General features: G+C 57.8%; 14 protein-coding genes, 1 tRNA gene and 1 pseudogene. 11 read left to right on the forward strand and 5 right to left on the reverse strand.

Going from position 1 to position 16,773, the window contains the following annotated elements; translation table 11 throughout:
* Positions 1-529: 529 nt before the first annotated feature.
* From AC0L3X_RS22660 to AC0L3X_RS22670, 3 genes are all read left to right on the forward strand, one after another.
* Positions 530-2,017, forward strand: a complete 1,488-nt coding sequence (locus tag AC0L3X_RS22660; RefSeq protein ID WP_063980507.1) for an MFS transporter — start codon at positions 530-532, stop codon at positions 2,015-2,017.
* Between the two features lie 3 nt (positions 2,018-2,020).
* Positions 2,021-2,842, forward strand: a complete 822-nt coding sequence (gene otsB, locus AC0L3X_RS22665; RefSeq protein ID WP_063980508.1) for a trehalose-phosphatase — start codon at positions 2,021-2,023, stop codon at positions 2,840-2,842.
* 235 nt (positions 2,843-3,077) lie between these two features.
* Positions 3,078-4,541 carry a trehalose-6-phosphate synthase gene (locus AC0L3X_RS22670; protein ID WP_028170078.1) on the forward strand — a complete coding sequence of 488 codons (1,464 nt, stop codon included), beginning with the start codon at positions 3,078-3,080 and terminating at the stop codon, positions 4,539-4,541.
* Positions 4,542-4,578: 37 nt separating this feature from the next.
* Here AC0L3X_RS22670 and AC0L3X_RS22675 read toward each other — a convergent pair whose 3' ends face one another.
* Positions 4,579-4,920 (reverse strand): hypothetical protein, encoded by a 342-nt coding sequence (locus tag AC0L3X_RS22675; protein WP_063980509.1) that lies wholly within the window; start codon positions 4,918-4,920, stop codon positions 4,579-4,581.
* A gap of 196 nt (positions 4,921-5,116) precedes the next feature.
* On the opposite strand from AC0L3X_RS22675, the gene AC0L3X_RS22680 reads away from it, so the two are divergent.
* The 6 genes and pseudogenes from AC0L3X_RS22680 (at position 5,117) to AC0L3X_RS22705 (ending at position 10,477) form a co-directional block, all read left to right on the forward strand.
* Positions 5,117-5,206 (forward strand) — tRNA-Ser (locus AC0L3X_RS22680).
* 161 nt (positions 5,207-5,367) lie between these two features.
* Positions 5,368-6,627: a tyrosine-type recombinase/integrase gene (locus tag AC0L3X_RS22685; protein WP_473316766.1), complete on the forward strand. Its 1,260-nt coding sequence runs from the start codon at positions 5,368-5,370 to the stop codon at positions 6,625-6,627.
* A 354-nt stretch (positions 6,628-6,981) separates the two neighbouring features.
* Positions 6,982-7,128, forward strand: a complete 147-nt coding sequence (locus tag AC0L3X_RS22690) for a hypothetical protein (RefSeq protein ID WP_473316767.1) — start codon at positions 6,982-6,984, stop codon at positions 7,126-7,128.
* 317 nt (positions 7,129-7,445) lie between these two features.
* Positions 7,446-8,306, forward strand: a complete 861-nt coding sequence (locus AC0L3X_RS22695) for a hypothetical protein (RefSeq protein WP_473316768.1) — start codon at positions 7,446-7,448, stop codon at positions 8,304-8,306.
* 151 nt (positions 8,307-8,457) lie between these two features.
* Positions 8,458-9,597 carry a phospholipase effector Tle1 domain-containing protein gene (locus AC0L3X_RS22700; protein ID WP_473316769.1) on the forward strand — a complete coding sequence of 380 codons (1,140 nt, stop codon included), beginning with the start codon at positions 8,458-8,460 and terminating at the stop codon, positions 9,595-9,597.
* Positions 9,598-9,958: 361 nt separating this feature from the next.
* Positions 9,959-10,477, forward strand: a pseudogene (locus AC0L3X_RS22705) (plasmid partitioning protein RepB C-terminal domain-containing protein).
* 201 nt (positions 10,478-10,678) lie between these two features.
* Here the strand turns inward: AC0L3X_RS22705 and AC0L3X_RS22710 are convergent.
* The 3 genes from AC0L3X_RS22710 to AC0L3X_RS22720 all read right to left on the reverse strand — a co-directional run bounded on the left by AC0L3X_RS22710 (position 10,679) and on the right by AC0L3X_RS22720 (position 12,664).
* Positions 10,679-11,533, reverse strand: a complete 855-nt coding sequence (locus AC0L3X_RS22710) for a helix-turn-helix domain-containing protein (protein WP_473316770.1) — start codon at positions 11,531-11,533, stop codon at positions 10,679-10,681.
* A 69-nt stretch (positions 11,534-11,602) separates the two neighbouring features.
* The gene (locus tag AC0L3X_RS22715; RefSeq protein ID WP_473316771.1) at positions 11,603-11,878 is read right to left on the reverse strand and encodes a helix-turn-helix domain-containing protein; all 276 of its coding nucleotides are present in this window, start codon (positions 11,876-11,878) and stop codon (positions 11,603-11,605) included.
* A gap of 60 nt (positions 11,879-11,938) precedes the next feature.
* Entirely contained in the window at positions 11,939-12,664 is a 726-nt protein-coding gene (locus AC0L3X_RS22720) for a hypothetical protein (RefSeq protein ID WP_473316772.1), read from the reverse strand.
* Positions 12,665-13,242: 578 nt separating this feature from the next.
* Here AC0L3X_RS22720 and AC0L3X_RS22725 point away from each other — a divergent pair.
* Entirely contained in the window at positions 13,243-13,398 is a 156-nt protein-coding gene (locus tag AC0L3X_RS22725) for a hypothetical protein (protein WP_473316773.1), read from the forward strand.
* A gap of 1,638 nt (positions 13,399-15,036) precedes the next feature.
* Here the strand turns inward: AC0L3X_RS22725 and AC0L3X_RS22730 are convergent.
* Positions 15,037-15,978, reverse strand: a complete 942-nt coding sequence (locus AC0L3X_RS22730; protein ID WP_473316774.1) for a hypothetical protein — start codon at positions 15,976-15,978, stop codon at positions 15,037-15,039.
* 556 nt (positions 15,979-16,534) lie between these two features.
* Here AC0L3X_RS22730 and AC0L3X_RS22735 point away from each other — a divergent pair.
* Positions 16,535-16,714, forward strand: a complete 180-nt coding sequence (locus AC0L3X_RS22735; RefSeq protein ID WP_338025205.1) for a helix-turn-helix domain-containing protein — start codon at positions 16,535-16,537, stop codon at positions 16,712-16,714.
* The last annotated feature ends 59 nt before the right edge of the window (positions 16,715-16,773 follow it).

The raw sequence follows: 16,773 nt of genomic DNA on the forward strand, positions 1-16,773 counted from the left end.
CCCCCCCGGGGGCCCCCCCCCCCTCCCCCCCCCCCCCCCCCCGGGGGGGTGTTCCCCCCCCCCCCCCCCCCCCCCCCCCCCCCCCCCCCCCCCCCCCCCCCCCCCCCCCCCCCCCCCCCGCCGATCCGGGATCCATACTCCCAGCGGATAGTTGAGACGGACGGTGGTAACTCCAAGTCTTCGCCAAACCACTCCCTGTGGTTATGGTCCCGGATCTGCGCTTCGCTTGTCCGGGACGACGGGGGGTAAAGAGCGCGAGTCTCACTCCCTCCCGAACGTCCGCTTCAACTCCACCTTCGCGCGCTCCAGGTTTTGCGCGAATGTGTCGTCTTTCTGACGTGAGCCATGCGTCAACTCCCAGCGGCTCCATCGGAAACGGACGATCCCAAGCGCTGTTCCCGCGGGAACCCGCCTTTGCCGCAGGCGTTGTCGCAGGTGGCAGGCGGAATGCCGCACCTCCATGATCGGAACGCCCCTGTCCACACCATGTGAACCGGGGCCGCTTCCATTGGTTAGACCCAGCAACGCGATGGAATTGCAGCAAAGCCCAGCGCTGAATTATGGACCTGCAGTCTCTGCGGCGGTCGCGGCTGACCGCATCATCGAGACCAGCATTCCCGCGCGGCTCGATGCGCTGCCGTGGAGCGGCTTTCATACCCGCGTCGTGCTGGCGCTCGGGATCACCTGGATCCTCGACGGGCTCGAGGTGACGCTGGCCGGCGCGCTCTCCGGCGCGTTGAAGCAGAGTCCGTCGCTGCAATTCTCCAATCTCGATCTCGGTATCGCCAATTCCGCGTATCTTGCCGGTGCGGTGCTCGGCGCGCTCGGCTTCGGCTGGCTCACCGACCGCATCGGCCGCAAGAAGCTGTTCTTCATCACACTGGCGCTTTATCTCTCCGCGACCGCCGCGACCGCCTTGTCGTGGAATGTCGCGAGTTACGCGCTGTTTCGTTTTCTCACCGGCGCCGGCATCGGCGGCGAATACACTGCGATCAACTCGACGATCCAGGAACTGGTGCCGGCGCGCTATCGCGGCTGGACCGACCTCGTCATCAACGGCAGTTTCTGGATCGGCGCGGCGATGGGCGCGGTGGCGGCCATCGTGCTGCTCGATCCCGCATTGATCGGTCCCGATCTCGGCTGGCGCCTCGCCTATCTCATCGGCGCGACCCTTGGCCTCGTCGTGCTGTTGATGCGGATGTGGATTCCGGAGAGCCCGCGCTGGCTGATGATCCACGGCCGGCCCGACCAGGCCCACGCCATCGTGGACGAGATCGAGCGCTCTGTGATCGGGCATGACCGGCATGCGAGCGATGGCCGCTTCACGAAAATACGCCTGAAGATGCGCGACCACACTCCGATCAGGGAGGTCGTGCACACGCTGTTCTTCGTCTATCGTCAGCGCTCCCTGGTCGGCCTCGTGCTGATGAGCGCGCAGGCGTTCTTCTACAACGCGATCTTCTTCACCTTCGCGCTGGTGCTGACCGACTTCTACGGCATCAGCGCCGAGCATGTCGGCTGGTATCTCCTGCCGTTCGCCGCCGGCAACTTCCTCGGGCCGCTGCTGCTCGGCCGCCTGTTCGACACGCTCGGCCGCCGCGTCATGATCACGTTTACCTACGGCGTATCGGGCGTGCTGCTGGCGCTCTCGGGCTATCTGTTCTCGATCGGCGCGCTGAGCGCGCAGGGGCAGACCATTGCCTGGATGGTGATCTTCTTCTTTGCCTCGCCCGCCGCGAGCGCGGCCTACCTGACCGTCAGCGAGACGTTCCCTCTGGAAGTGCGCGCGTTGGCGATTGCAGTGTTCTACGCGGTCGGCACCGGCATCGGCGGCGTGATCGGGCCCGCGCTGTTCGGCGCGCTGATCGACACGGGATCACGCACCAGCGTGTTCGCGGGCTATTTGCTGGGGGCCTTCCTGATGATCGTGGCTGCGATCGTGGCCTGGCGCTACGCCGTCGCCGCGGAACGCAAATCGCTCGAACAAATCGCGCGGCCGCTTGCCTTTATGGAGTAGACTATGAAATCGGAACTCGCGGAATTGGATCAGAAGCGCCCCATGGTTGACGAAGAAGCGCCCGACGCGGTGCCGGTGCCGCATGCGCTCGTGCCGCATCTGGGGGAGACCGCGATCCTGCTCGACATCGACGGCACGCTGCTCGACCTGATGCCGACGCCGCGCGAGGTGTGGGTGCCGCCGGGCCTGTCGGAAACGCTGAACCTGTTGACCGAGCGCACGTCCGGCGCGCTGGCGATGGTCAGCGGCCGTTCGCTCAACGACATCGACCTGATCTTCGCACCCGACGTGTTTCGCGCGGTCGCCGGTCACGGCGCGGAAATGCGCCTGTCGGTGGGCAATGAGGCCGACGACGTGCACGCGCCGCCGATGGACAAGGAGCTGAAGCGGCGCCTGGCTGCGATCGCCAAGCTCAGCCCCGGCATTCTGCTCGAGGACAAGGGCTATTCGCTGGCGCTGCATTATCGTCTCGCGCCGCATGCGGAGAAGGCGATCTTCGAAGCCGTCTCGCTGATCCGCGCCGATCTGCCCAATGCGCCGATCGAGGTGCTGCCCGGCAAGTTCGTTTGCGAGATCAAGCATTCCGGCTTCACCAAGGCCACCGGCGTGCGCGAATTGATGAAGCATGAGCCCTTCAAAGGGCGCCGTCCGATCTTCATTGGCGACGACGTTACCGATGAGACCGTGTTCGCGATCATGCCCGACATGAACGGGCTGTCCTTCTCGGTCGGTCGCCGCGCCATCGGCGTCAACGGCCATTTCGATGAGCCGAAGGATGTGCGCGCGTTCCTCGCGCGTCTGCTCGACGACACAAGGTTGGAATAAGGCACCGACACCTCGGGGCCACATTGTCGCTCGCGTGGTTCGCTTGCGCGCGCAATTCATGCTGGGCAACACAGTCACGAAAACTGACTTTGTTGAGCGAAACCGCCGGGTTCCCAGCAGAAAAACTGGTTCCAACGCATGTGCCTGATTTTGGTTTCATTTCGTACAAATGATGGACAGGAACCATATTGATGAACAGCAGTTAAACGGGTTGGAATGAAGGAGGGGACGACCTGTGAATTTAGTCGTCGTTTCAAATCGAGTTGCGCGCGGTAAACCCAACGAGCCGATGACGGGCGGCTTGGCTGCGGCATTGCTTCCCGTGGTGGAACATTCGGGTGCTATCTGGGTGGGTTCGTCGGGCCGTGTGCGCGACGGCCATCAGAAGGAACCGTTCGCCGAGATCGAAGCGCTTGGCTCGGGTGCGATTGCGACGCTGGATCTGCCGGCGGCGCACTACGGCGGCTATTACGAAGGCTTTGCCAATTCGGCGCTGTGGCCGGCGCTGCATTCGCGCAGCGATCTGATCCGCGTCTCGCGCGACGACTATGTCAGCTATCGCGAGGTCAACGCCTTCATGGCGCGCGCCTTGATGCGCTTCCGGAAAGCGAAAACGGCTTTCTGGGTGCAGGATTATCATTTCCTCGCGCTCGGCGCGGAGCTGCGCGATCTCGGCGTCGATGATCCGATCGGCTTCTTCCTGCACACGCCGTGGCCGGTCGCCGCGGTGATGCAGGGCGTGCCCAATCATCGCGAGCTGATCACGGCGATGCTGGCCTACGATCTGCTCGGCTTCCAGACCAATGAGGATTGCCAGAATTTCCTCGGCTATGTCGCGGGCGAACTCGGCCTCGCCGTCGAAGACGGCGTTGCGATCTCGCAGCATGGCCGTACGCGTTGCGAGGTCTTTCCGATCGGCATCGATGCGGAGAAGTTCGCAGCTTACGCCGCGAAGTCGGCCTCGCATCCCGACGTGTCGCGGCTGCGCCGCAGCCTCAACGGCGAGCGGCTCGCCATCGGCGTCGACCGGCTCGACTATTCCAAGGGTCTCGTCAATCGCATCAGCGCGTTCGACCGGCTCTGGACCGAGCATCCGCAGTTCGCGCGCAGCATCTCGCTGCTCCAGATCGCCAACCCCTCGCGCGGCGCGATCGAGGCCTATGGCAATCTCCAGAACGAGGTCGCGCGTCTCGTCACCGACGTCAACGGCCGCCACGGCGAGGTCGACTGGACGCCGATTCGCTACCTCAACAAGGGCTTCAGCCAGACCGTGCTCGCGGGTCTCTACCGCACCGCGCAGATCGGCGTGGTGACGCCGCTGCATGACGGCATGAACCTCGTCGCCAAGGAATATGTCGCCGCGCAGAACCCGGCCGATCCCGGCGTGCTGGTGCTGTCGAAGTTCGCCGGCGCCGCCAACGAGCTCGAAACGGCGCTGCTGGTCAATCCGCACGACATCGACGGCATGGCGCGCGCGATCGCGGTTGCGGCCGCGATGCCGCTCGCCGAGCGCAAGATGCGCTGGGACGCGATGATGAAGAAGCTGCGCGGCCACACCATCCAGCAATGGTCCGCCGACTTCGTCGCCGAGCTGGAGAAGTGCCGGACCGAAAAGGCCGTCGTCGCGCCGCTCGAGACCCAGCCGCCGCAGGCACTGCGCTGGCTGAAGTCGGCGATATCAGGTGTGCGGCTGATTTAAGCTCGCTTGCTCTCCCCGTTCTCGCGGGGAGAGGCGCTCAATAACAATACGACACCCCGTCCAAAATCGCGCATTGCCGCTTGTTCGGCGCGTTGGGATCGTCCAGCGGCACCATGCCCTTGCCCTGGCCGACGAACACGCCGGGTCCGACATGCACCGAGCTCTTGTTGCCGATGATCACGCTCGGATGCGGCGAGGCGTTCGAGCGCGTCCCGTCCGGCCAGATGATGGCATCGCCCGAAAGCACCCCGCGCCGCCCGTCGTCGCAACTCACGTCGACGCCCTGCCGGGTGCAGACCTGCGCGGCGGCCGACGCGGCAAAGGCGGAGCCAAGGGCCGAAATCAGGCCCAGCGCGACGATGGTCTTTTGGATGGTCATGGCGTCCCCGGTCGTGTTTGGCGGTCTTGAGTGAATCGTCGCGCCAAACCCGCTTCCGGTTCAGCCTTTGAGCGGTTCCGAAGCGCCAGCTGGCGCCAGATATTGTCTTTCAAATACAATATCTTACGGAAAATTCACCCGATTTCCCCGCGATCTCTTGCAAAATCATCGGCTCCCCTTCAAGAGAGGGCGCTCCGGAGAGATGGCCGAGTGGCTTAAGGCGCACGCTTGGAAAGCGTGTGTGCGGGAAACCGTACCGTGGGTTCGAATCCCACTCTCTCCGCCAGTATATTGTTCGCCACTGTTCGTGGTCGTTCGAACTCCACAATAAAATCAGTGACTTATGCCGAAAGACTGTACTTCGCAGTTCGTCGGTGTTCTTCCTAATCGGGTCACTGACCGTAGCTTTAGACCGTGGGTTCGGAGGACGGTTCTCTCGGAGGAACAATGGCTGGACGGCTTAAACCACTCGACGTAGAGCGCATTATAGAGCCCGGCAAATACACCGACGGTGGCGGCCTCTACTTGATCGTCACAGGAGCAACGTCGAAAAGCTGGTCTTATAGATATTGGAAAGACGGGAAAGAGCGGTGGCACGGTCTTGGCTCGTTGAAGGAGGTGTCACTAAAGGACGCGCGGCTTGCGCGGGATGCGGCTCGGCTGCGCGTCAAAGGCGATCGCAGCACCGCCGGCGTCGACATCGTCCAGGAACGTCGAAAGGCGCGCCAAGACGCGAAAGCCGTCGTGGCCAAGGTGGTGTTGCCGACCTTCGAAGAATGCGCGGAAGCCTACATTCGGGCGAACTGGTCGACCTGGAGTGAGAAGCATCGAGAGCAGTGGCCGTCCTCCCTCAAGCGCTACGCCTACGCCACCATCGGCAAATTGACGATCCCGGAGATTAAGCCAAGCCACATCCACGACCTGCTGGAGCCAATTTGGGTGGAAAAGCGGGAGACTGCGAACCGCGTCCGCGGCCGAATTGAAACGATCATCGCAAAGAACGTCAATATCGATGATCTGGAGTTCCGCAATCCAGCCGAACTTACGCGGCAAATGCGCGAGAAACTCCCAAAGCGCACCAAGCGAGTCGTTCGGCATCATCCCGCTTTGCCCTATGCGGACGCACCGGCATTTTTGTCGCTTCTGGCTAGCGCTCCGGGCAGAGCTGCTGCCATGTTGCGCTTCCTAATCCTCACCGGTTGCCGCACCAATGAGGCAGTCGAGGCGCGTTGGTCCGAGATCGATCGGCAAAACTCAACTTGGAAAATTCCGGGTGAACGAATGAAGATGGACCAGGACCACTACGTTCCCTTGTCCGACCCTGCATTGACGGTGCTTGACGAGTTGAGCGATGGACGCCAAGGCGAACTGATCTTCACCGGTCCTGATGGCGGAGCATTCTCCGAAAACGCAATGCTCGCAGTGCTTGATCGTCTTGGCTACGGACACGTAACGGTACATGGGTTTCGATCAACCTTTGCAACTTGGGCCGAAGAATGCACTGATTATCCGGACGGCGTACGCGAGGCCGCGCTCGCACATAAGTACAAGAGCGAGACTACCGCCGCTTATCAGCGGGGCCAAAAGCTGGAAAAACGACGCGCGCTGATGAAGGATTGGGCCACATTCCTCACTGGCACCAATGTGATCCAGCTGCATGACCGCTGGCCGGATAGAGCCAACGAACGGAGCAGCGCAAAGAACTGACGGCACGGAACCGCAACTGACCGACGTTCTATCAAAAGGGTGTCCGTAGGATGTCCGCTCAGGCGGATCACCGATCCCATCGCGGGGCCGCTGTTTGCCGGCGAGAGCGCCGAAGGCGACCTGGCCAGTGGCACGATCTCCTTCTTAAGTCCGACCACCCCATCGTCGCAGCCCATCGGGACGTTCTGCACAAGATCGGCGTGACCAACGGGGATGTGGAGCGGCGTATCACAAACGCGAAACTCCATTTCTGATGGCAGACGTGGATGTTGTCGCGACTTATGAACTCTACAACGTCAATCGGGCCAAGCTGAAAACCTCATCCACCGAATTTTTGCTTCGGCTCAGCTCTATGTGGAGATCAAGGATCGCTTTGGGAATCCAGTGATCCCGCGCGAATGGTTTCTTGTGCCGCTGTTCGTGGTCAACGAAACAGTTGACCGGATCAAGGACGGAACGATTGCACATACGATCCGAAAGCGGCAGCATTTGTGTGTGTAATCTAGCCGTCTTTGAAGCTGCCATTCGTGAACTGTGCGAACTTTTTGACTGCACGACTTAGTATTCGATCGATGGTCGCACGGCAGATGATGGATTCGCTCGCGCGGAGAACACTGGCCGAGCGGCAACCAATGTTAGCGTTTCGACTTCGCAGGCAAATGAAGAGGGCGAATGGGTTTGGTGTTTGTTTGAGCGAAAAACGACCTCTCACAATTCAAAGGGAAGCCATTAGGTAATGAAAGCTGTCGGTTGTATACGCTTTCGGATTGTGCGGAAAGGTGATATTAATCAAAACGTGTATTAGAGGGAGTAATTTTATGCCCACAATCCAAGAACAAATTCAGATTATTCAAGACCGATACAGACCCCAATTGGAAGATTTGCAGAAGCGGGCCCAACGACTTGTCGATGACTACGAAAAACCTAGCGACGAAGGAGCCGCCGTTGGTATCGACTTCAAGATCGATTGGAAAAATGAGGACATCATCTTTGATGTTCCCTCTGTCACCATGCGGTCGACAACAATATCCCTCGATCTGCCAGAGGTATTCTCTGAGCGTCAAACCATCATTTTTCATACACCATCAGTTCGCATGGTGGACAGGAAAGTCGGGGAGTATCCGGAGTTTCATGGGCCGTTTAACATCGAGTGGAAGCCTATAATCGTTTCTGTTCCAGAGCCGTTTTTGGAGGAACAAAAGATTATATTTGATCTTCCTTCAGTGAAGATGAAGCGCCAAGAGATTAAACTTGATCTGCCCGAGTTTAGAATGGAGACGGTCAAGTGGGTTCTCAAATTGCCGCAAATCACAGTAGTAAACGTTAGAGCAGAGACTGCTAAGCTAAAAGAGGCGGGAGAGCAGCTGAAGAGCGAGGGTGACAGCATCGGCTCGCGCATGAAATCAGAAATTGAAGCGGTCGTCGGCGGTATGAAGGCCGCGGGCGCTCAAGGTCGATCCGGTGCAAAGAATGAGGTTGCAGCTGGATACGATGGCGCAATCGCGAAATTGAAATCTAGCATCGATGAGCTAGTAGCAAAGGGTATCGACCCGATTAAGGTGCCCACAGATGGTGGCGATATCAATCTTCGAAAACAGCTGACAGAATTGATAGCTCAGCGAGAAGCAGCCCTTGGCAAGATTGATCACGACACGGCTGACCTGCCTCTGGCCGCTTAATAAGCCTTGGCTTACCGCCTCCTTGCGGGCAGATTTTGTTCAAGTGGTAGAACACTAGGATACTGTCTGCCTGCATCGCTCTCACAAATAACCCAGCCTCGTCTGCTGCAATGAGATGCGGCCTTGCTTCATTCGTTGGTGAGGGTTGGAAATGGCAACGCTCCGGAAAGGCGGCTATCGACACCTAATCTATTTCATTGACGGCACTTGGCTCTGGGCCGGGAGTGGAAACACGCTTGACGTTTATTCAAACGTTTATCGGATGAACACATTGCTGAACGTCGATGCTACTGATGGTCACGCTCAAATAGTGCACTACAGCAGAGGTCTTGGCGCAATTGGCGGAATAAGACGGTATATCGACGGAGGATTTGCAAACGGGATCGACGTTCTGATTGCAGACCTGTACGTGAATATCTGCTCAAACTATCAACCAAACGATAGAATCTACATCTTCGGCTTTTCCAGAGGGGCGGTAGTTGCCCGAGCATTAACTGGACTTTTAGCGAAAGGAATTCTCGAAGATAAATATATCAATAGTTTTGCGGACATTTGGGCCGACTATCTCGGTGAGCAGGAGGTTTTAGAGCCTGGTTTGAGGGATGATGGTCCGCGGGCCAAACAGGCAATAGCAGATTACAAGTCCCTTTGTTCCGACGCCCACCCGATGATTGAATTCGTGGGCGTGTACGAAACCGTGTCTGGCGGCCATGGCTGGGCAGCGGGCGCTCAACGGCTACGACTTCAAAAGGGCAGACTGCAAGCGAACGTTAAGAATGCAGTGCAGATCCTGGCGATGGACGAAACAAGGTCCTTTTTTCGGCCAATCATGTGGACCGGGGTAGAAAAATCGGCCGTCTCTTGGATGGAGCAGATATGGATGCCGGGCGTGCACTCTGATGTCGGCGGCGCCTATGCGGAGAGGACCCTCGGAAACATAGCATTGATAACTATGATCGATAGAGTATTGGCAAAGACGCGCTTAAGTTTTGATCTAGCAGCATGTCGAAAATTGAATTGCAAGCTGAATCCCGCGGATCCTGTTCGTATCCACTATGAGTACGCTAACAAGTACTGGCGCCTTTGTTGTCCTTGGCCAGTCACGCGGCGCGTTAACCGCGATGTCGACCAATCGTTTCATCCTATCGCAAAGTACCTTCAGAACAATGTCGTTCGCTATAAGTCGACTAACGATCGGTCCCGCTATGAATTGCCATCAGATTTCGCACAGTTAAAGAACGAAGCTCCAGAATTCCTGACGGACCATTTTGAGAGCATCTTGCCTGACTAGGACGTGGAGCCTCATTAACGCGCCGCGAGACTCAACCTGTGTCGGCAACAAAAGCCGCCGCGCCTTTGATACGAAGTCAATACGACTATCCGGCCGCTTAAGATGGTGTCCGAGGAAGTAAAGCGATCGGCAAAATATCGCCAGATCACCGCCTCGGTTGGAGAGATCGGGCTGGTCGAACCGCCCGCCGTGACCCGCAGCCGTGAACAGCGAACAATTCCTGCTTCTCGACGGCCATCTGCGACTGGAAATATTGAGAGATGGCGGAATTGCTGAGTTTGAATGCTTAGTATCCAGGGAAGACGAGGCTTTCACCCACAATAAGCGCGTTAACCGCATTGCTATCATCCAGCAGCATCGGATGATCCTCAAGGCCGTTGAGGACGGCGTTCCGGAGGCGCGGATCGCTAAAGCGCTCAATGTAGGTGTCGCCAGCATCCGGCGACGACGAAAGTTGCTGGATGGCATTTGTGCGGAGGCAGTCGAGCTCCTAAAGGAGAAGCAACTGACGCTGCATGCCTTCTCGGAGCTCCGGAAACTCGGGCCCATTCGGCAGATCGAGGCGGCGGGAGCTGATGATTGCGATGAATAACTATTCCAACAGCTATGTCCGTTCACTGGCGGCTGCGACCCCGGACAGCACAAGCGCTTGTCGGACGAGCAGCTTGCTTTGATTGAACGGGAATCTGCTTCACTCGCACGCGAGTTCAAGGTCGCAGAGCAGACCTATGGCGTCGACCATCTCTACCTGGTGCTCGCCATAGGCTATCTCGCGAAGCTCCTGCGCAACGGCAAAGTGGTCGGCTATCTCGCTAAACATTTCCAGGAGCTGCTCTTCGAGTTTCAAAAGATAACGGAAGCCGAGTCTACTGCGGCCTAAGCGCAATCTAGCCTTTCAGAATCGGGTTTCTGGCCCGACTTCGTAGCTTTGAACCGTAGCTATCGAGCTGGGCACTGAAGAAAATAGCATAATCAAGAGAGTATGGAGGAGGGAGTATCCTTCATCTCTACACATTCATTTTGCGGATTGGTGGTTGTAACATACTCTGCCGGTTTCGGCGAAGGTCAGCTATCACGTAGGCTATTTCGTACCGCAATCCCGGACGTGAGCTGACAGGCGCCAGCAGGATGCACTTGTAAAGCGACCCTCCGCTAGGGCACGAACGTATTCGTCCAGCAAAGGGAGCGGGAGCCTGGATAGCCTGCTCCTTCCATACTCCTCTCCGCCCTCCGCTCCGATCAAGGTGCACAACACCCGATATTCAAGCTCGAAAACGATCGTGAGTTGGTGACTAGATACTTCGGTATTGCTTATATTACTTGGGAGAACGGATTTCCTATCCTGAGCGCTTGGATTTCCTATCTTGCCGGTTTCGATTTCTCCTCTTGATGCTTTCCACACTCGGGCACCTCGATCCGCGCTCTCCGGTTTGCGGCATTCAGCGTAGGCGGCCAGTAGCCGGCGCTCGAAGCTATCTAGGGAGAGCAGCTGCAAAAGACCGCAATGAGATAACGCAAACCGATTGGTTGCCGTCCTTGCCTCGGGGTACTTCCAACCCGCGCCTTCCTCTACTACGATCAATCCGAGGCGCCTGAGCGTCTGAAATGCTGAGTTTACCGTTCTGACGGTGAGGCGCACCTTTTCAGCGATGGTCTTTTGGGAGGCCCATCCGGTCCCAAACCACTCGTTATCGGCGTCCGTGTTGATGTAGGAGGCGATCTGGCAAGCGACGAGCTTCTCGGCGCTCGTCAGGTGAGATGACCCCACGATCGCCTTCTTCCAATCGAAAATGGACTTACGGGATCCTGTGACATCAGACGAATACCAATCCAACGCCTCGCTAAGCGTTTGTGGTTTTACTTTACTGCTGAGCTCTTCACGGGCAAGCCTTTGGCGTCTCGCGCGGATTGTCCGCGAGTTTAGCGGTGTGAACACGCTTCACCTTGTCGTTCGGTTGGACTGGTATATTCAGCAGCTCTCAGGTCGGCTAAGGCACCCAATACGTCAGGCACCTTTCAAATTGCGCTTGCTTGCGCGAGCCTCTGTCGCCTTGGTTGTAGACGACCACCGAGGACAAGATGCCTGCGCCTCGATCTGGCGCTGCACGTACTCGTGGATCGACGACGTGAGTACGCGGCGCGCAGCGCCTTCCCGGTAAGACAGCAACTCGCCGAGTTTGAGCAGGTGATAGATACGGGTTCGGCCGCAGCCGAGGATTTCAGCCGCCTTGCGGGGCGAGACGCCGAGTGCATTGGTGCCGTTGAGTCTGTTGTCGCTCACGTTCGCTCCTGTTCGCAAACGTGTTCGCGCTAACATGTACTTCACGGGCAAAGAAGAAGATTAGCTATCGACTTTGCCCGCCATCGCGCGAAGTTCGAACAACATGCGTAAATCTTCACAACGGCCTTGATGCCAGGACTCGAAAAAGCCGGGCGCAACAGATCGGTGGGAATTGGTTTTTCGGCGTTTGCGCGCGCCAGTGACTAGGGGACGCTTAGTTGCTTTTATGAATGAGTTCAGCGAATAGGGAGTACCTTTACTTTGCTCGATGCCGAAAAGTCGGGCAAACGTGATCGCAAAGTCGATATACGGACCGCCCTTCGCAGCCCGCGCCTGAACTGTATCGCCCCCTGAGAAGCCGGCCGCCGTAAAAACCGCAGGAAGATAATGTCCGAACAGTCGTTCGAAAGGGGTCCAATCCTTGAATGACTGCTTGTAAAGGTCGTCATCGCTTGCAAACGCTACAGCCGCTTCGTTTTCTAGGCGCACGATCAGTTCTTGCGCGAGCTCACTTGACGTTTTGGCCGGCCTGGGTTTGTGAGCGTCATCCCAAAGTACTTCATTGTTCAGAAGGCTGGCCAACTTGCGCGCGATGGGAAGTGCCTCTTGGTACACGCGACGCCGCTCCGTCTCGTGTTTTCCCGTGCTATATTTTCGAGCGTCTACAAACCAGTCTAAACACCAGCTGATCGCTTTGCAGAGTGCCTCTACATTTACGTCGGATGGGCGGAAACGGTCTTCGACCGATCGGACAAGGCGAGCAACATTCGATTCGATTCCCTGCATGTGAACCCCAGCACCACACCTGAACACGTTGAGCTATCTGCCGTCCAAGCATCGACTTCAGAAGGTGGAGTGCAAGCCCATTCACCTAGGTAGGCGTTCTGATTACCCGGTGCGTTGGGCCACACTGGCCAGTATAATTTGTACATCCTAACGCGACATTCTGAGGAGGAGGAGAGTACCGCCGTTCATCTGAGAGAGAGAGAGGTCCCGGCGCGATTGAGGCGCGGTTAAATCGGCGCCCGATGCGGTTTGCAGCTTTCGGCGTTGCTGACGGGAAAGAAAACTAGTCATCTCCGCCCGAGGGACACTGATTCACCGCGCCGCCTCACCTGTCTCATGAGACAGTCGCCCCAATGGCAATGCACGATACGGCACTGATTTCCGCGGCTTATAGCCTGTTCGGGCCTGTGAGACAGGAGATGAGACATACAACGCCAGAACTGATCGGCCCGGCTGATCGCCTCGAAGGGCTGGGTAACAGGCATTGATGAGGCCGGGATCGCTGTGGCGGCCCGGGACGCTTCTGGCGCCCCTGTGCGACTGCTGGAGACCGGCACGGGCGGCGATGGCCGGGTCCGGTGAACAACCGCCTCCGGTCATTCTCGGTCTATGACGCGCCGGTGAAGGCGCAAAAGCAGCACGGCGATCCCACCCATGTCGGGCTGATGTTGTGGGACACCCTATACGCGATGGTCTGCGAGCTGGGCGCTACGCCTGAGGGCGGCAGCAACTAGATCGATCCCGTGATCCGATACAATCTGGCCGAGGGCCGGACCCTGGAAGACGTACTCGCCTTCATGGAGCAGGCCGCCAATGTGGTCGAGGCCAAGCTTGCCCCGCGCCCGGCCCGCCGGCAGAGGCGGCAGCGTCGTGAAGTTCGCTTGGCGCGTCCTGGATGCGTTCTGGAGCCTGTGTGGCACTGGCATCATCCTCTCCACGGCTACTGCATGGGCATGCAGATCGGCTACGGCCGTGGCGCGCGAGACACCGCCCGACTCGTGATCGAGATGAGACAGGGCGCGGTTGAGACATGCCCACGGCATACCGCAAGCAATGCCACGGGCATACCGCTGGCATTGCCACAAGCATAGGAGACGACATGGCACATACGAGAGGCGGCGGCATCGGCAGCATCGCCGGCAGCTAAGACCACACAATAAGAGCTGATCTCCGATTTCCGTGACCCAGGCAGAGGGGGCGGGCGGGGCGGCCATGGCGGCAGCACCGAGGACGACCTCAATCACTGGTCTAGGGCTTGCGCCAATTCCTTATCCCATGCGTCAGACAGTGAGTCAGTGCACTGACGGAGCCGACTAGGGTGTCTCACGCATTTCGCGGAGGAAAGCGCCGATGATAGAATCGCTTAGCGTGGGACATTGAATGTAGAATGTAGCGAGGTGAGACAGCGAACTTCGTCCATGGACAGAAGCCAAGTGCGGTAGGGATGATGGTCATTGGGGCGGAGACTATTCGAAGCTCGCAGTCGACTGATTATCGAAGCGCATCCGGACGGCATTGTGTACCCTCATCGCAGTTCGGCCGTTCGTTCTGAGGCGGGGGCACGTAGTTGGCACCGACTGCATCGGCCAGTATTCGGTAGCCGTCGGCCATTCCCATCATCCTGAGGCTCAGCACGGCATCTAATCGGCGCGTGGCTGCCCACCCGTCGAGCATGTCGGCCAGGAAATGGAGCTCCGAAGCGGAGTGCGTTGGCAACAGCCCTATGGGAGGAACCGCGTAGTAATTAATTATGGCCTCAGTCTCTGCGGTTGTAAGCAGCCGGGATGCATCCTCCTTTTTTCGGATCCATTGCGACACATCTACTGAAAGATACCTCTCCCGCCAGCGCCGCTCGACCTCGGCTTCCTTCTGTCCGCCCTCTAGGAGGTATCCCAAAACGGTGGCCGCGCTACTAACTGAGCTTTCGCCGCTACGTAGCTTTCGGCACGTCTCCGCGTATCGTTTCGCGCAGAGGATGATGTAATAGTTTGGGTCGACCCGAACCATGTTCGTAGAGCCCTACACTCTTGAATGTTTTGGTCTGCGCCGTTGTTTTGCCAAAAGCCGACATCCCGCCGATTTACTTCCGTGCTTCCCTTTTTTCTCGGCAATGATTTGCTCGGCGTGCGCGACTTCGAGCCTCTTCACGACGCAACTCACCCAAGTATTTCTGCCAAACCTCCAGGTTCTCGAACAGATTGGGTGAGACGATCATGCCTCCCAGAACAGGGATCGCTTGCTCCGGTTCTGGCTCGGATTTTCGCCTTGCCAAAGGTCCAATCAGAGAAAGCTTGGTAGTGGTGAACGCCGGATCAAGGGGCCTCATTGATTCGGTGTCATCGCGCAGCGAGAACGTAAGGTTGGCAGAGCTACTATCGTGGACACGAGGAAATCTCGAATTTGCTGATGAGGGAGCCATACCGATCCCGATACTCATACGCATAAACAGCGCCCGCATCGATTTTCGTCCGGTCCTTTGCGCACACAGCATCGCGTAGTCTCTGCTCACGACCCGTCAAGTTGAGCTGTGTAGGCCACGTGACTAGGAACGTCTTGGTCAACGAAGAATAGCCAACCTGCGCACCAACGAGGGTAATGTTGGAATTTATCGGCCTTGGTATCAGCAGGTCGGCAGCTTCAGCTTGCAGATCTTTGTGAAGCGTACTTTTCGAGTTTAACTTCCCGCTCCCCCAAACCGAGAGCGCCACGCCAATCGCAATCAATGGGACTGAGAAGCTTTGAACGAAGATAGATAGTGCGCGTGCAACGCGGAACCGTGTTGGCACCAAAATACGGATAGCCGCGCTCAGCTCGGACGACGTCAAATATCCAAGGCGGCCCTTCGATGTGTGAGCTGCGACCATATAGAGGCGGCTGAATCCAAGGAGCATGGCCGTAAGGTCCACCGCCTTTTCTTCCTTGCGCAACGGATGATGGATCGAATCCAGAACGATATGCGATAGTTCGTGCGCAATCGTGATTGCGATCTTGTCGTAGCTGTTAGCTTCGAGAAATTCTTTGCGAAGAAACATTCTAATCGAAAGCGTCTTAAACTCTGAGCTGCCGTACAACGGCATGTTGGCCGGAATCTCGACCCAGGCTGGAGAGTTAGACATGCCCTTTGGGCCACCGTCGTTTACCCAGCCCACCAGAAGACGGACGTCTAGGTTCATGGCTCGCCGGATAAGGCGCACCATGCCCTCGTAGTCGCGCAACCGATGCTGAGATTTTAACTTTTGCGTCGGAATAGGCGGGACATAAGGAAGATGCTGCCGCAAGTCTGCAATGAAGGATGCAACATCTATATCGCCCACGACACCGGCTCTCCCACTTCCTGCGTTTTAGATATGTCCAGTCTTCAGGCTGACCGATTGGTTGCTCATGTTCGGGGGGCGCTGTACTTGCGGCGTCTTCCGAGGAGAGGCAACGCATACCGCAACCGGCATGTGGTGATGCTATCGCCATCGCTCAAACCGATAGTAGTGCACGTGATTCCTCGGTCGCTCACCGAAGGTTTCCCGGAATCAGCTGGGATTGCGAATGGCGAAAAGTCCAGCGCGGGCGCTTGCTCTTCCTCTTTCTCTCGGCGCATTTGCCGGGCTCTTTCCCGCTGGTAATCCTCCGTCACTGATCTCGCCAAATTTGACGTGGCAGCACGGGGATCGAAGTCGACGCCTTGGGCATCCACTGAAGAACCGACACAAAGCACGACCACTGCCGATAAGGCCAAACTTCCGAAGCGCATGAATTATTCCTCCGCAACTAGCGAATGTAACTTAAAAGCGGTCGCCTTAAAAGCGGTGTTCCGCCGAAATTGCGAAGGTGAAAAGAACTCACAAAGGCCCGCTTCGGGACGTCTTGGCGAAGAACATGCGTCGCCTTCGCGCAAAGCGAGGGCTCAGCCAGGAAGCTTTGGCCTATGAGTGCGGGATTAACCGGACTTACCTGAGTGGCGTGGAACGATCTGAGCGGAACGTCTCAATTGACAATATCGCTCGCATAGCACGCGGTCTAAAGATCGAGCCATATCTCCTCCTGAAGGATGACTGACTCCAATTTCACGCGGCCACGGCTCTCGCTGGATTGTCAGAATGTTCGACAGTGCGCCT

The organism is Bradyrhizobium sp. MI1.7, from assembly GCF_055811795.1.

Excerpts from the sequence above, each read along its gene's own strand:
- otsB (WP_063980508.1), top strand. The coding sequence starts at position 2,021 with ATGAAATCGGAACTCGCGGAATTGGATCAGAAGCGCCCCATGGTTGAC.
- AC0L3X_RS22720 (WP_473316772.1), bottom strand. The coding sequence starts at position 12,664 with ATGCAGGGAATCGAATCGAATGTTGCTCGCCTTGTCCGATCGGTCGAA.
- AC0L3X_RS22685 (WP_473316766.1), top strand. The coding sequence starts at position 5,368 with ATGGCTGGACGGCTTAAACCACTCGACGTAGAGCGCATTATAGAGCCC.
- AC0L3X_RS22700 (WP_473316769.1), top strand. The coding sequence starts at position 8,458 with ATGGCAACGCTCCGGAAAGGCGGCTATCGACACCTAATCTATTTCATT.
- AC0L3X_RS22695 (WP_473316768.1), top strand. The coding sequence starts at position 7,446 with ATGCCCACAATCCAAGAACAAATTCAGATTATTCAAGACCGATACAGA.
- AC0L3X_RS22675 (WP_063980509.1), bottom strand. The coding sequence starts at position 4,920 with ATGACCATCCAAAAGACCATCGTCGCGCTGGGCCTGATTTCGGCCCTT.
- AC0L3X_RS22660 (WP_063980507.1), top strand. The coding sequence starts at position 530 with ATGGAATTGCAGCAAAGCCCAGCGCTGAATTATGGACCTGCAGTCTCT.
- AC0L3X_RS22735 (WP_338025205.1), top strand. The coding sequence starts at position 16,535 with ATGCGTCGCCTTCGCGCAAAGCGAGGGCTCAGCCAGGAAGCTTTGGCC.